Annotated in this window: 10 protein-coding genes; 8 read left to right on the plus strand and 2 right to left on the minus strand. The window is 51.8% G+C overall.

Annotated elements, in window-relative coordinates:
* Positions 1 to 380: 380 nt before the first annotated feature.
* The gene (locus tag SH467x_RS16240; RefSeq protein WP_482368154.1) at positions 381 to 740 is read left to right on the plus strand and encodes an RNA recognition motif domain-containing protein; all 360 of its coding nucleotides are present in this window, start codon (positions 381 to 383) and stop codon (positions 738 to 740) included.
* Positions 741 to 849: 109 nt separating this feature from the next.
* Here the strand turns inward: SH467x_RS16240 and SH467x_RS16245 are convergent, their stop codons facing one another.
* Together SH467x_RS16245 and SH467x_RS16250 are read right to left on the minus strand one after the other, a co-directional pair.
* A complete protein-coding gene (locus SH467x_RS16245) occupies positions 850 to 3,096 on the minus strand; it encodes a hybrid sensor histidine kinase/response regulator (protein WP_482371385.1) in 2,247 nt (748 codons plus the stop codon).
* Entirely contained in the window at positions 3,096 to 4,595 is a 1,500-nt protein-coding gene (locus SH467x_RS16250) for a sigma-54-dependent transcriptional regulator (protein ID WP_482368155.1), read from the minus strand. The genes SH467x_RS16245 and SH467x_RS16250 overlap by 1 nt, the downstream gene beginning before the upstream one ends.
* Positions 4,596 to 5,280: 685 nt before the next feature.
* On the opposite strand from SH467x_RS16250, the gene SH467x_RS16255 reads away from it, so the two are divergent.
* Genes SH467x_RS16255 through SH467x_RS16285 form a run of 7 tightly spaced genes read left to right on the plus strand, consistent with a single transcriptional unit; the run spans position 5,281 to position 14,948 of the window.
* Positions 5,281 to 6,558 carry a CmpA/NrtA family ABC transporter substrate-binding protein gene (locus tag SH467x_RS16255; protein WP_482368156.1) on the plus strand — a complete coding sequence of 426 codons (1,278 nt, stop codon included), beginning with the start codon at positions 5,281 to 5,283 and terminating at the stop codon, positions 6,556 to 6,558.
* Positions 6,559 to 6,582: 24 nt separating this feature from the next.
* The gene (locus SH467x_RS16260) at positions 6,583 to 7,623 is read left to right on the plus strand and encodes an ABC transporter permease (protein ID WP_482368157.1); all 1,041 of its coding nucleotides are present in this window, start codon (positions 6,583 to 6,585) and stop codon (positions 7,621 to 7,623) included.
* On the plus strand, positions 7,610 to 8,446 hold the full coding sequence (locus tag SH467x_RS16265; protein WP_482368158.1) for an ABC transporter ATP-binding protein: 837 nt from the start codon (positions 7,610 to 7,612) through the stop codon (positions 8,444 to 8,446). Before SH467x_RS16260 ends, SH467x_RS16265 begins: the two co-directional genes overlap by 14 nt.
* A gap of 15 nt (positions 8,447 to 8,461) precedes the next feature.
* Positions 8,462 to 9,250: an ABC transporter ATP-binding protein gene (locus tag SH467x_RS16270; RefSeq protein ID WP_482368159.1), complete on the plus strand. Its 789-nt coding sequence runs from the start codon at positions 8,462 to 8,464 to the stop codon at positions 9,248 to 9,250.
* A gap of 9 nt (positions 9,251 to 9,259) precedes the next feature.
* Positions 9,260 to 10,867, plus strand: a complete 1,608-nt coding sequence (locus tag SH467x_RS16275) for a DmsC/YnfH family molybdoenzyme membrane anchor subunit (protein ID WP_482368160.1) — start codon at positions 9,260 to 9,262, stop codon at positions 10,865 to 10,867.
* Positions 10,864 to 13,134 carry a molybdopterin oxidoreductase family protein gene (locus SH467x_RS16280; protein ID WP_482368161.1) on the plus strand — a complete coding sequence of 757 codons (2,271 nt, stop codon included), beginning with the start codon at positions 10,864 to 10,866 and terminating at the stop codon, positions 13,132 to 13,134. Before SH467x_RS16275 ends, SH467x_RS16280 begins: the two co-directional genes overlap by 4 nt.
* Positions 13,131 to 14,948, plus strand: a complete 1,818-nt coding sequence (locus SH467x_RS16285; RefSeq protein ID WP_482368162.1) for a NirA family protein — start codon at positions 13,131 to 13,133, stop codon at positions 14,946 to 14,948. The genes SH467x_RS16280 and SH467x_RS16285 overlap by 4 nt, the downstream gene beginning before the upstream one ends.

Here is a 14,948-nt window from a genome sequence, read left to right on the forward strand (position 1 = left end):
AATCTAAGAAAGATTTACCCTGAAATCTCGCCCCTTCTCGAATTCCTTGCCTTTTTTCGATTGACTTTCGTGCGCGAAAGGGGCACACTTCAGGTGTCTGATTTTCAGTTGATCCAACTTCTTCTCAAGACGAACCCATAGCCCTTTGTGGCGGCTTCACTTCTTCGAGGATTCGGTTTTCTGTTAGTTGGAGTTTTTTTGCAGTTTGTGTGTGTGATCCGAACGGGTTGTTCGGGGCGACGAACTTGCAGCTGTTTTTGATTTTCTGATTTGCTCGCGTTGTCGTACGGATGGGGTGCTCTGACTTGGTTTTTCTACCCGTTCAGTTTGCCTGCTTTCTTGATTGATGATGGATGTGTGGATTGGATAGGAGTAGTGTTATGACGAATATTTATGTTGGAAATCTTTCATTTCGTGCTACCGAGAGCGAACTGCGTGATGCGTTCTCTCAGTACGGCGATGTGACCAAGGTTAGCATCATCACCGACCGCGAAACCGGTCGATCCCGTGGCTTCGGCTTCGTGGAAATGAGCAATTCCCAAGAAGCGCGAGCAGCCATCCAAGGCCTCAATCAAACGACCCTCGGCGACCGCGAAATTTCTTGCAACGAAGCTCGTGAACGTGAAAGCCGTCCATCCGGCGGTGGCGGATACGGCGGCGGCGGCGGCCGTGACAATGGTTACGGTGGTGGCGGCGGCGGCGGCAAGCGAGATTACCAATCGCGTGGCTCGCGCTACTAAGACCGCATCTTTCGCCTCGCACAACTGCGAGCGACAGCAAAACATAGAAGCCAGCTCTTTCAAAGGAGCTGGCTTTTTTTATCGGCGCATCAAATCGGCGCGTCGAGTTTTAGGAGTGCTTCGAATCGCTAGCCGGCAGATTGGATTCGAATTTGTCGATAAGTCTGGTGCAAAGCGGAGCATCCTCGTCGATCGCTGCCTGCTCCAAAGAGACCATGATCGATGCAAGATGTTGTAGTCGTGCGTTTCCTGCACTCCCCTGCAACCGGTGGGCAATCATGCGAATGCAATCGAACCGATTCGCTCCGATCGACTTTCTCAACTCTCGGCAATCCGCCAAACCCTGTTCCAACACCAAATGCTGCAATCGCTTTTCCAATTCTAGCCAACTCTCTCCAGGCGGCATGGACCCCAATTGTCGATGTTCGAACGAACGCTCGTCTGCCCTTGCGTCGGATAGTTTCGAAAAACGCATTTGAAAATCGGTAAATTCAATCGGCTTGAAGAAACAAGCACTTACTGCGTATGAATGCTCGAGGACAGATGGCGCAGCGAGCGTATCCGCAGTGATCACCACGGTGTCGATCTTCTTCCCGATTCGATTCAAAGCCGTGAGCAAAGCCAGACCTGAAATGTCCGGCAATTCCCAGTCTAGAATGAGCCAACGGGGAGTATCGCTTTGAAGGGCCTGCATCAAAGCCGCGCCGGTCGCAAATACACGGGTCTGATACCCAAGCCGTTGAAGATAGGATCGCATCAGTATGCGATTCGCACGACAATCATCGACGACAAATGCCATCGGACGTAACTCCTTACGATCTAGCAACCTGCGTCGAGGCCTCGCAGATCCAATTCGTTTCTGTTTTCGAGGAGCTATAGCTTCTCCCCTCATCGCGATCGCCGGCAGGGAGACGCAAATGGACGTCCCTATGCCTAGCTCGCTTTCAAGATGGATCGTTCCATCCATCGCTTTCACTAGTGAATCGACGACGCTTAACCCCAATCCAAGCCGCGTCCCCAACTCCTCGGTCGATCGGATCGATTCACTTCGGGCACTTGGATGTTCAATGATTTCAAACGCATCAAAGATTCTTCGTTGATGCTCCAAGGAGATCCCGATTCCTGAATCCGAAACTCGAATCTTTATGTTCCCCTTCAATCGATCCCTTTGAACCCCTTCGCCGCGATCATGAGGCTCAAACGCGAGCTCGAGTTTCACGAATCCGCGATCGGTATAGCGAATCGCATTTTGCAAAAGGTTGAAAATGATCTGCTGGGTGCGAATCGGATCCAGCACGATCCAATCGGGAAACGGCTCCTCGGTATGACTTTGAAAGGCCAATCCCTTTTGCTCCGCTGCGGGCACCAAGAGCCCCGAGACCACTTGGATGAAGCGCGAGGATTTCACTTTCTTTTTTCGGACGTGAATCGCCTTCCGCGACTCGAGTGTCGAAATGTCTAGCAAGTCACTAACCAACTGATTGAGGTGGCGTGTTGCCTGACTCGCCATCCGCATTCTTCGAACATCGGCATCGCTTAATGTTGATTTCCTTATCAACCCGAGCGTTCCTAGGATGGCATGAAGGGGTGTCCGAAGTTCATGGCTGACGCGTGCAAGAAAGTCGCTCTTCGCCTTGTTCGCCAAGTCGGCCGATTCTTTGGCTGCCACCAACTCGGAGTGTGTTCTCTCCAGGCGATCAAAAGATCGAACTAGCGAACGAATCGCAGGTGTGAAGATAAAAAGACCTTCGAAGAGAAGCACCCCGAGCGTGATCAATAGCAGCGCTCGTTCCATCGATTCAAGACGGCTAACACGATCGCGTGCTTCCGTCTCATAAAGTCCGACGATTTGCTCCATCCCTATTAAGAATCGGTCGCTAGCTTGAATGATCTCCTGAATCGACACGGCTTCCGGTGTGGCTTCTAATCGAGATTGGCCTGCCGAGCGAATGAGCTCAAAGTCATTCTCGATACTGGCGAACGAATCTTCGACTTGATGGGTCTCTAGTATTTCACTTGGATTGTCAGCGGACCGACCTCGCAGCTGCTTTTGGCTGTCGATCCACAACTCCAAGTCTTCGCGAAGCGTGTGCAGTTTGATGGATGTCACGCTGCTAGCCAGATGCGACTCTTCTATTGAATAAAGTTCTAGAAGCGTTCGGGATATGCGTTGGGAAAGCATTCGTTGCCTCCCAGCGACGTTGACAATCCTCGCATCCTGTTCGACGGCGACCAAGGTGCGTTGTATAAGCCATTGTCCAGCAATCGCGAGGCAAGCAATGAGCGAAAGAGCGATAATGTACAATACGCGTAACCGAGCGATCGGTGCTCTCGAAAAAAGCGAGTGTGTCTCCATCACACCCCGGCTCCGCTATCGCTCTTTGCCTCTGGTCCTGACTCCGAATCATCCATAGAGTCATCTGCGATTAAACCAAGCGACAGCATTTTTTTTCGCAGACTGGTTCGCGTCATGCCAAGTATGCGAGCTGCAGCAGCTCGATTTCCCGAAGTGTGGTGCAATACCAACGGTAGCAACGTTGATTCTAGTTTTTCGATGCATAGATCATAGAGCGACGAGACTTGTCGATCCTTCAGCTGCTCTTTTGCGAAGGCCAATAGGTCAAAGGAATGAGGTGTCATGTTGCTCACACTTGACACCGTATCGGAGGGCGATCCTCCAGTTCCTTGGGTGTTCTTCCAATGCTGCAAAGAGCTTTCCGTTCGAAGATCGCTGAGCAGTCTCCTCAGCGTATCGTTTGCTTGAATAACACCTCTCGACTCGAGCAAGACACGATCCAACACACTTCTTAGTTCGGCAACATTTCCAGGCCACGCGTATTCACGAAGTAAGTGCATCGCATCGGGGCTAATCCTGGGCGTATGTCCATTTTGCGTCGACCGTATTTGGGACGTCTTCTGCAGGAAATGGGAGACCAGCAGCTCGAGATCGCCATCTCTCTTGCGTAGCGGAGGAAGAGCAATGAGCGTCGAACTCAGCAAATAGAAAAAGTCGCTTCGAAGAACCCCTCGGTCTAGCAAACTACGAGTCGATGTAGAGGTGGTAAAAAACCATCTCGTACGACTTGTTGATGTTTCCGTTCTGTGGCGAACCAGTTGCAGGATGCGAGATTGGTTTGCTAGGGATAGGTGCTCAATATCCTCGACGAGAATGGTCCGATGCTCTCCGTGTTCGCAATCGTTGGGCTTGGCTTCCGAGAGCTCGCATATCAGCGAATCGACATCGTTCGCCATATACTTTTCGATTGGAAATGATCGAAACTCGCCATATTGATGAATGGTCCTTGCGACTAGTTCCTTTCCAGTCCCGGATTCTCCTTCGATGAGAACGGCATTTCGAATCGCCGCCAATCGACCGATCGACTTGTAGACCTCCTGCATCAAACGGCATCGCCCAACCAAGATTTCTTGGGACGGATTCGTTGGGTCATCGAGCACGACCGGGGTTCGCATCAGCTCTCGATACTCGAGAGCCTCCAAAAGACGTTGCCGGAGAAATGAGAAGTCGAGCGGTTTCGGCAAGTAGTCGAACGCTCCCTTTCTCGTGGCTTCGATCGCAGTACTCGCATCGGATTGAGCGGTGACAAACAATATGGGCTTAAGTCGATCGTTCGACAGCAGAGCCTCAATACAATCCAAGCCCGCGCCATCCGGAAGAATTTGATCGAGAAGAATAACATCGAAACGATGATCCGCAGCGAGGCTTTTCCCCTTTTCAAGCGTGCGTGCACCGGTGATGCTCACCCCCTTCGGCAAAAGCCCTTCGACCAAGGGAACCATGCTGGGATCATCATCAATGACTAAAACTCTGGCTTCTCCGACCAAAATCAGAATCACTCACTTTAATTGAGTTTAAACGATGCTAGCTCAGAGGTGGCAGCACCTCGGCTCGCAAGCAAAACGGGAGAGGCGTTTTGCATGGGAAAAGACGCAACGGGAATTAGTATACCTTTGAAATGGTGGAACGTCCTCAACGAACTGACGCAAATCTTTGAACGACGAAACCGTTTGACCCAGGATCCTTGCGATCCCATCGCTCCCGTCCCCGTGCCCTAAAAGTTGCAATGCCACTGAGTGTAAAAGAAGTTAGGATCTTGGCTGAACAGCGAAGAGCCATCGGATCGAGTGCTCGTCTCGTAGTACTTTCCTGCGAAGATGCCACTCGTGTGCTCGAATGGAACCAAGCGATCATTCTCTAGCCATAGATGGCTACGGTGTGATCACTTTTCAGCGAGGGACTGCGTTTCATTTCATTGCAATGCGATGAAATCGATGCTCAGAAAGAAAGCACGATCCGTCAGACCAAGAATCTTTGAAATTCTGGAATCTTAGCAATGGCAATCAGCCGGCCATTCTCGAGTCTCTAATGGCTAGCGTTAGGTTGCTAACTAAGCATGAAGGCACTGCACGCGTGAAAGCAACCTGTTACTGGCATTGCAACTGCGTAAAGAGGACCCCGTGAAGTGGTGAGCTCTCCCGATCCACGTGAACCCAAGAATGTTCCCGTTTTCAAAGAGACATCATGGTTGTTGAACTTGATCGTGCCTCCCGAAGGCCTTGCCGTCGCCAGTTGCTCCAGGGAGCGATTGCTGCAACGGCCTCGGCCACCGTTGCTTCCTTTCCGTCTTTCACACCCGCGATCTATGCCAGCGATTCACCCGAGAAATCCAGGATCAAGTTCGGTTTTATTGCATTGACCGACTGTTCTCCCTTTGCGATCGCCCACGAAAAAGGCCTCTTCAAAAAGTACGGTCTCACATCGGAACCAGTGAAACCTGCAAACTGGGCAGCCGTCCGCGATTCCTTGATCAAGGGCGATATCGACTGCACTCACATGCTTTTGGGAATGCCGATCGCCAGCACGATTGGCGGAGCGGGATCGAAGGCGGTCCCCATGGTTGCACCTTGGATTCTCAATCGCAACGGCCAAGCAATTACGTTGAAACAAAGCTGGAATGGAAAGGTTGGAGGGGATCCTAAAGCGCTCAAATTGCTGGTGGACGAAGCGAAGAAGAAGGGGAAGAAACCGACATTTGCGATGACCTTCCCCACAGGGACACACGCGATGTGGCTCCGCTACTTTCTCGCCGCTGGCGGAATCCACCCGGACAAAGATGTCGAACTGATCGTTGTTCCACCTCCCCAGATGGTTCAGAACATGAAGATTGGAACCATGGATGGTTTCTGCGTTGGTGAACCCTGGAACGCTCGCTCCATTGCGGAAAAGGTAGGTTTCACATCGATCGCAACACAAGAAATCTGGAAGGATCATCCGGAGAAAGTCTGTGCGTTCACGGAAGAGTTCGCAACCAAGCATCCCAAAACGGTGAAGGCCGTGTTGAAAGCACTTCACGAGGCGAGTGTATGGCTTGACGAACTCGCGAATCGCCCCGAACAGTGTGCGATCGTTGCCAAGGACTCTTATATCAAATGCAGTAAGGAGCAGATTCTGGGGCGATTGACCGGGAGGATGGACTATGGAGATGGCAGGGTAAAGAACGATCCCGATTACATGATTTTTAGCTCTCGTAACTGCAATTATCCGCAAACCTCGTATGCGAAGTGGTGGCTTACACAATTGAGACGCTGGGGAATGATCGAAGCCCCGTCGAACTACGATGCAATCGCCGAGCGTGTCATGATGCCCGGGTTGTACGAAGAAGCAATGCAAGAAATCGGCCACAAGCACCTTGGGAGAGATGATCGCCCTTGGACAATGATGGACTCTATCGCGTTTGATCCAAAAGGCGACATGGAGGCCTACGCATCTTCCTCTTCTATAAACAACATGAAGGGTTAGTCCTTGAAAGGCTTCAACGCATCGATGAATTCATCCAAGCTTCAAAAATTGATCGCAGACAATGTCTTATTGCCCTCGGTAGGCGTAGGCATCTGTTTATTGTTTTGGTGTTTCCTCTCTTGGGTCACATGGGATGAAGCGGCAGGTCAAAGCGACTTCCCGTCTCCCATGGCGACCTGGGAGGAGAGCGCGAAGTATTGGATCGCACCTCCAGCAACTTACTCCGATGATATGAGCTTTGGTGCTCGCATGGTGCATCTCGTTTCCTATCCATTTTCCCGCAACGACGACGAGGGATTCGATGGAATGGGGCTGGAAGTTTGGAGGTCGCTCAAGCTCGTCGGGATGGGATACGGAGTTGCCATTTTAGCCGCTATCCCAATCGGTTTTCTATTGGGAGGTAGCCAGGGGTTCGCGAAGATGTTTGATCCCATTTTTCAGATCCTTCGCCCTATCTCTCCTCTCGCATGGTTTCCCTTGGCTGGGCTCCTTGTTGTCGCTATCCGTCGATACAACGAAGAGGTCGACGCTACCCAATTGCAATGTATTGTTACGATCGCAATGTGTTCGATTTGGCCGACGATCTTGAATACGGCTGTAGGAGTACGAGCGGTTCCTCAGGACTATCTCAACGTAGCCAAAGTGCTTCGGCTATCGCCGCTCAAACTCTTTTCGCGAATCTTGCTACCAGCAACCTTGCCCTACATGTTCACGGGATTCCGGCTCAGCCTGGGAATTGCATGGCTGGTTATTGTCGCAGCCGAAATGCTCTCCGGAAAGAACGGAATTGGAGCATTCGTAAACACACAATACCAATCGAGTACGTACGGACCCATGATCGCAGCCGTCATCTTGATCGGCTTCGTCGGATTTGTTCTCGATCGATTGATGACATTGATCGAGAAGAACGCGACTCTCTTATTCAGCTGCCCATCGATCCTGTTTCGCGCATTGCAAAGTCTACGATTCCATCGGAAGTCGACGCGTGCTATCCCATCAACATCGCTCGGAGCTCATTCCGTTGCCGTGGTTTTAATCCAGGAGAATTCCGATGCCACTGCTTGAACTCAAAGGCGTATACAAGGGGTACGGTCGAGGCTCGCAACGAAGCGAAGTTCTAAGAGACATAAATCTACACGTTGAAGATGGCGAATTCGTGTCCATTGTAGGATACTCCGGAACAGGCAAGACGACGCTCCTCTCGTTGCTGGCTGGGTTGCAAATTGCCGATCGCGGGGAAGCAAAATGGCGAGGAGTTACCATCAATCGGCCAGCGCGCGAGAGGGGGGTGATTTTTCAAAACTACTCACTACTGCCTTGGCTTAGCGTCCTCGATAACGTCCTATTCGCAGTGCAGCAGGTCTTCCCGAGCTGGTCACAATCCAAGCAACGAACCCACTGCGAAAGGTACCTATCCATGGTCAACCTTTCGCACGCAATCCATAAAAAACCTAGTGAGTTGTCGGGTGGAATGAAGCAACGTGTCTCTTTAGCTAGAACGCTCGCGATGCAACCTGAAGCGCTACTCATGGATGAGCCGCTGTCCGCGCTCGATTCCTTAACGCGAGGAAAACTTCAAGCGGAGATTTTGAGCATATGGGATCGTGAACGTCGAACTGTCGTCTTGATCACCAATGATGTGGATGAGGCTGTTTTGATGTCCGATCGTGTGATCCCACTTCTACCAAGTCCTCGTGGCGCCACGTTGGGTGAATCTTTCTTCGTCGATATACCACACCCGAGATCGAGGGACACCATCGCTCATCACCCTTCCTTCAAAAAACTGAAGAAGACCATCGTCGCCGAACTCATGTCTGCACGTCAACGATCGCACGAGAAGTTTGAGAAGAACGATCTGCGAATGACTTTCTCTGGTTCCATGGAATGAGATTCATCAGCGACTATGCAAAAAAATTATCTCGAGTGCTGGAGACTGCGAAAAGAATTTAAGACTGCTCGCGGTCCATTCGTCGCCGTTCGCGACTTTACGTTCAATATGTGTGAGGGGGAGTTTGTTTCCATCATCGGACATAGCGGATGCGGCAAAAGCACCGTGCTATCGATGATCGCAGGTCTACACAAACTCGACGGCGGCGGAATCGTTCTCGATCACCGCGAAGTCCTTGATTCAGGTCCGGATCGAGCCGTGGTGTTCCAATCCCCCAATTTACTTCCGTGGTTAACAGCACTTGAAAATGTGATGCTTGGACTGGAGCAAGTCGAGCCGAACAAGCGACGCACGGAGCTTGCAGAGATCGCAGCCGAATGGTTAAAGCGAGTGGGGCTTTCCGCGTCGCTTGGGAAAAAACCCTCCGAGCTTTCGCAGGGAATGCAACAGCGAGTTGGAATCGCTCGCGCTTTTGCTTTGAAGCCAAAAATGCTTTTGCTCGACGAACCATTCGGGATGCTTGATTCACTCACGCGATTCGAGCTTCAGGATGTTTTGCTCGATGTCTGGAGCCGGTATCAAATAACCACCATGATGGTTACCCATGATGTGGACGAGGCGGTACTGTTAAGTGACCGAATTATCATGATGACCAATGGTCCCGATGCAACGATCGGTGACATCGCGACAATAACCTTGCCTCGACCTCGAAATCGCGATACGGTTCTGGAAAGCGCAGACTTTCTCTCTCATCGCAGTCATGTCATCGAGTTTCTTGAGCATCCGCTTGTGAAAGTGGCATAGGAACAAGCGATGTCTGCAATCGAAGATCGATTCCAACTCCAAATCCCTCCGCAATATCTCCGTCTAGAGGATTTGTTGAGTGAACAACGCTCTATGAGCGCGGTGGATTCGTTTTCCTATTGGCATGATCAAGCTGATTTTCATCGAGATGTCTATAGCGCTCTCGTTCCTGTATCGCTGCCAGAAGCTGGAGAGCAATACGCCTTTCAAGTCGATCTAGACGCTTGCAGCGGATGCAAAGCATGCGTCGTTGCTTGCCACAATTTGAATGACCTCGGTGACACCGAGACCTGGCGCAAAGTTGGTGCGATCACGAGCACAAAGGTCGAGTTGCCCTTGGTGCAACATGTAACAACTGCTTGCCATCATTGCGTCGATCCGGGATGCCTTAAAGGCTGTCCTGTCAAGGCGTATGAGAAAGACGAGATAACAGGCATCGTCAAGCATCTCGACGACCAGTGTTTTGGGTGCAAGTACTGCACGATGATGTGCCCGTACGAAGTGCCGCAATTCAGCAAAAAACTAGGAATTGTACGCAAGTGTGATATGTGTTCTCAAAGGTTATCGGTGGGGGGAGCACCCGCATGTGTTCAAGCGTGCCCGAACAGTGCAATTCGCATCTCGATTGTAAGCCGCGAGCAGTGCCGACCTGCCTCCCATCAGGTAGCTCTCGTTCCGACTGCGCCCGAGAGTTTCCATACGCGGCCAACGACCCAATATAAAACCTCTCGCAGACCTGCGCTGCTCCAAACGAACGCGTCTATGTTAGGGCTTCAGTCGGTCGAAGCCGCTGCCGAGTCGCTGCAGGATGGTCACTGGCCGTTGGTCGTCATGCTGACGTTATCCCAAGCCAGTATAGGAATCTGGTCCTGTTTGTGCCTTACCTCTTCGTCCGTCCAAAATACACTCGCCGTCGCTTGGGTAGCGACCTTGCTGGGAGTCTTCGGTGTTCACGCCGCATTGCTTCATTTGGGACGTCCACTTTATGCCTTTCGAGTCTTCTTGGGTTGGCGATCGAGTTGGCTGAGTCGAGAGGCGGTCGTACTGGGGGCATTCATGGCTTCGTCCATCGCTACGTCAGTGGTGATGACACTCTCCGCTTTAGGGTTCTCCGGAGTGGGCCACCTGGCGACAACAGGGATGTACGCAACCACGATGCTTGGATGGATTGGGGCCTATTGTTCCGCCATGATCTATATCGCGACGGGAAGGCGTGTCTGGAACCGGTCGCGAACCCTATGGGACATGGCTTGGACCATCGTTGGACTAGGTTGTCTGGGTTTTGGAGCGATCACTTCGTTATCACAAGGCTGGATGTTGGGAGCATGGGCTTTTTCGATGCTCGCCTTTCTCCCCAAATGCCTCGATCTCGTGCGCAGTGGAAATTCTAATGGAATGTCAGCAGAGGATATGTCGGCGCGCAGCGGGAGGTTGACGAAACAGAAGCTGATGCCACACGTCTGGTGTCTCCTCGGATGGAATCTCATCACGCTATTGGCAATCGTCGTGGAAAGAAGTGAGATTGCATTTTTAGCGGCGATCTTTCTGCATGCCCTTCACCGATGGATTTATTTTGCCTCTTGTGTGTTCCCACGAATGCCGGGGGCAGCCCTATGATCCGATGGCTTGCGAACGTACCCAAACTCGTAGCGAAAACGGGACCGCTCACTGTTCAGCTCAAGCAGATGGAAACGCACCAAGGACTTGGGGTCCTGCCTATTGCAAAGATACCGGATGCAACCGCCAATTCGGTGTGCGGCTATTGCTCCACAGGATGTGGTCTTCAAGTCCAACTCGTCGATGGGAATCCTGTCAATGTGACCCCTCGCGCGGATTACCCAGTCAACCTTGGTATGGCATGTCCTAAAGGTTGGGAGTCGATTCGCGTTCTCGACGCAGCCGATCGCGCTACAGTCCCATTGCAACGTGATCGAAGTACGAATGCTGTGAGGGAGATCCCATGGATGGAAGCAGTATCTCACTTTTGTCGACGTATCAAGGATATTCAACAAAGGTATGGAGAGGACTCCGTCGCATTTATAAGCACAGGCCAAATACCGACCGAGGAAATGGCGTTTCTCGGTACTCTCGCGAAATTTGGAATGGGAATCAAGCACGGTGATGGCAATACACGGCAGTGCATGGCGACCGCGGCGGTGGCCTACAAGCAAAGCTTTGGATTCGACTCTCCACCGTTCACGTATGAAGATTTCGAGCAATCCGATGTCTTGATGTTCATCGGCGCAAATCCCTGCGTAGCGCATCCGATACTTTGGCAGCGAGTCCTACGGAATCGACGCAACCCGGTTATCCTCGTCGTGGATCCTCGCAAAACAGAAACCGCCATGGCTGCAACAGAGCATGTGCAAGCCAAACCGAAAAGCGATTTGGTCTTACTCTATGGGCTTGCGAGAGAAGTCGATCGACGCGGAGCTGTCGACTGGGAGTTCGTCAATCAAAGCACCGTCGGTTACGAATCGTTTCGAGAGTTCATCGAAGAGTACACACTCGACCGCACTGCTCTGGAAACGGGAATCTCAACGGAACAACTGAATCGAGTCGCCGAGCACTTATCGAACTCCAAACGAGTCTCGTTCTGGTGGACGATGGGAGTGAATCAATCCTATCAAGGAGTTCGCACAGCGCAGGCCATTATCAATCTCGCATTAATGACCGGAAATATCGGTCGACCGGGGACCGGTGCTAATAGCATCACAGGTCAATGCAACGCGATGGGGTCGCGACTGTTTAGCAATACCAGCAGCTTGGTCGGACACCACGATTTTTCCAACTCGGAGCACCGGCAAAAGATCTCGCAATGGTTGGAGATTCCGGAGGAGAACATTCCGACCGACACAGGTTGGGCCTATGACCAAATTATGGATGGTATCGATGCCGGAAAGGTGAAAGCCCTCTGGGTGATCGCAACCAACACCGCTCACTCTTGGACTGATAGCATCCGTGCAAAACGACTCCTTGCCAAGCTTGATTTTCTTGTCGTGCAAGACATGTACACGACCACAGAGACCGCGCAAAAAGCCGATTTGATTCTGCCCGCCGCAGGCTGGGGAGAGAAAGAAGGAACCTTTATCAATAGCGAACGCCGTATTGGAACGATCAAGCGAATTGCGAAATCGCCTGGTCAAGCCCTTTCGGATTTCTCCATCTTTCGTCTGATTGCGCAAGAATGGGGCTGTGACTCGCTGTTCGCGAAGTGGAAAAGACCCGCCGATGTTTTTGCATCACTCAAAACAATCAGCGAAGGTATGCCAAATGATATCACCGGCATTCAAAGCTATGAACAGCTCGACTCCGTAGGTGGCATTCAATGGCCTTGGTCGTCGAAGGACCAAGAATCGATTGGCCCCGATCGTGAGCCCCCCCGAGAACGAAGATTGTTTTCCGATGGGAAATTCTTCCATCCAGATGGAAAGGCGAAGTTCCTTTTTGAATCTCCTCGCGAAATGCCAGAAACTCCCAACCAAGAGTACCCGTTCCTCTTGCTCACGGGGCGAGGGACCGTAAGTCAATGGCATACGCAAACAAGGACTTCGAAAAGCTCGGTTTTACGAACGCTGTATCCAAGCGACCCGTACATCGAGATCCATCCGGACGATGCACTCCGACTGGGAATTCATGCAAACGATTGGGTGTTAGTCGAAAGCCCACGCGGACGAGCGCGGGTGCAAGCTGTTGTTTTGTCTACTCTTCAGGTAGGGCAGGTATTTATGCCCATGCACGACAATCAAACCAACCAGTTGACGCTGCAACACATCGATCCTTACTCTCGCCAGCCATCCTTCAAAAATTCGATTGTACGGATCATCCACGAACCGAAATCGTCCAAAAGCGAACGCGGAATAGAACGCATAGGAGAACCATGAACGCACCAGAGACCTTTACGAAAGAGCAGCAAGCTTATCTACAGGGACTAGTCCTCGGGACGGATGTCGCTCGCACGATTCGGAAATTGCCTGTTCTGAGCGGTTCCTTAGGAGCCAAAGAGATTGTGTCCACGGTTCTCCAAGTGGGAGGGCAGTCAGGGGCGTCTACTAGCCACCTTTCTGCCATACACCTCGAAGCACAGCAACGCTTCGAAGCTTCGGGCAAACAACTGGTTACGGAGGAAAAAGCCAAACGTGATAAAAGTGGGCTTGGGATGTGGGAAGAAATCGGACGTCGCTCTGCTGCGGGAGAATTTCCAAAAGGGACAGACCTCTTCTTGACCAAGTACTACGGACTCTTTTATGTCGCGCCAGCTCAAGACTCGTACATGTGTCGCATGCGTCTTCCTGGCGGTGTCTTGCGAGCGGACCAGTTCCGAGGAGTCGCCGATTTGGCTGACGAGTGTGCAGTAGGCTTCGTCGATGTGACAACACGTGCCAATCTGCAACTGCGAGGAATACCAGCCGGACGCGCGATGGATGTTCTGTCCGGTTTGCGAGACCTGGGAATCGTGACGACGGGTGCGGGGGCTGACAATGTTCGGAATGTGACCTGCAGTACGCTAAGTGGTATCGATCCGACGGAAATTATCGAGACATTGCCGCTCGCGAGAGAACTCCATTACCACATTCTTCATAAACCGGAACTCTATGGATTGCCGCGCAAATTTAATATTGCGTTTGATGGGGGCGGCCAAATCAGTTGCCTCGCCGAGACAAACGATGTGAGCTGGCACGCGGTTCGTGTAGAACGGGAAGACCGAGGCATTGCAAAAGGCATCTACTTCTTGCTGGGGCTAGGGGGGATTACTGGACACGGGGATTTCGCTCGAACGACCGGTGTCCTCGCTGAGCCGTCGGAATGTGTACCCCTTTGCGAGGCGATTCTTCGTGTATTCATCCGACATGGTGATCGGACCGATCGCAGGAAAGCCCGTCTCAAATACCTCCTCGATGATTGGGGCTTTGAGAAGTTTCTGAATGAAGTTGAGAATGAGTACAAGTCGCCCATACGACGTGTCGATTCGGATAGTTACGTCGTTTCTGACAATGTGGATCGGTGGGCACATGTCGACGTGCATCCGCAAAAACAGCCCGATCGATGTTATGTCGGAGTGATCTGCCCAGTAGGCCGATTGACGAGCGCCCAATGCCGTGGTTTGGCATCGATTGCCAGCAGGTTTGGAAATCAATCGATTCGGCTTACGGTATGGCAGAACATCGTCCTTCCCTCTATTCCCACCGCGGATCTACCCCATGTGCTTGACGAAATCTCAGCACTCGGTTTGGAATGGGAACACAATAGTGTTCGGGCGGGGTTGGTGGCGTGCACGGGAAGTTCAGGCTGCAAATACGCAGGTGCTGATACGAAACGAAACGCCATGGAGCTGGCGACTTACCTTGAAGATCGCATCGAACTCGACCATCCGGTTAATATTCACTTCACAGGTTGCCATCACAGCTGCGCCCAGCACGCTATCGGCGATATTGGGTTGATCGCGACCAAAGTTGAGTATGGCGAAGATCTGATCGATGGATACCACATTCTTTTGGGCGGTCGCACTGGATCCGATCCTGCGATCGCTACGAGGGTTATGGAGGCTGTGCCGGAAAGGGCGGTCCCCGCTGCAGTCGAAAGAATCCTGCAGCGTTATCTCGAACATCGAAACGAAACGGAATCCTTCGCTGACTTTTCAAGAACAGCAGACTGGCCGTCTTTGCTTTCGGAGCAACTGACTGGAGCAACCAACTGA

Source organism: Brakhagea slesvicensis (assembly GCF_052161625.1).
Classification (GTDB): domain Bacteria; phylum Planctomycetota; class Planctomycetia; order Pirellulales; family Pirellulaceae; genus JBKCUI01.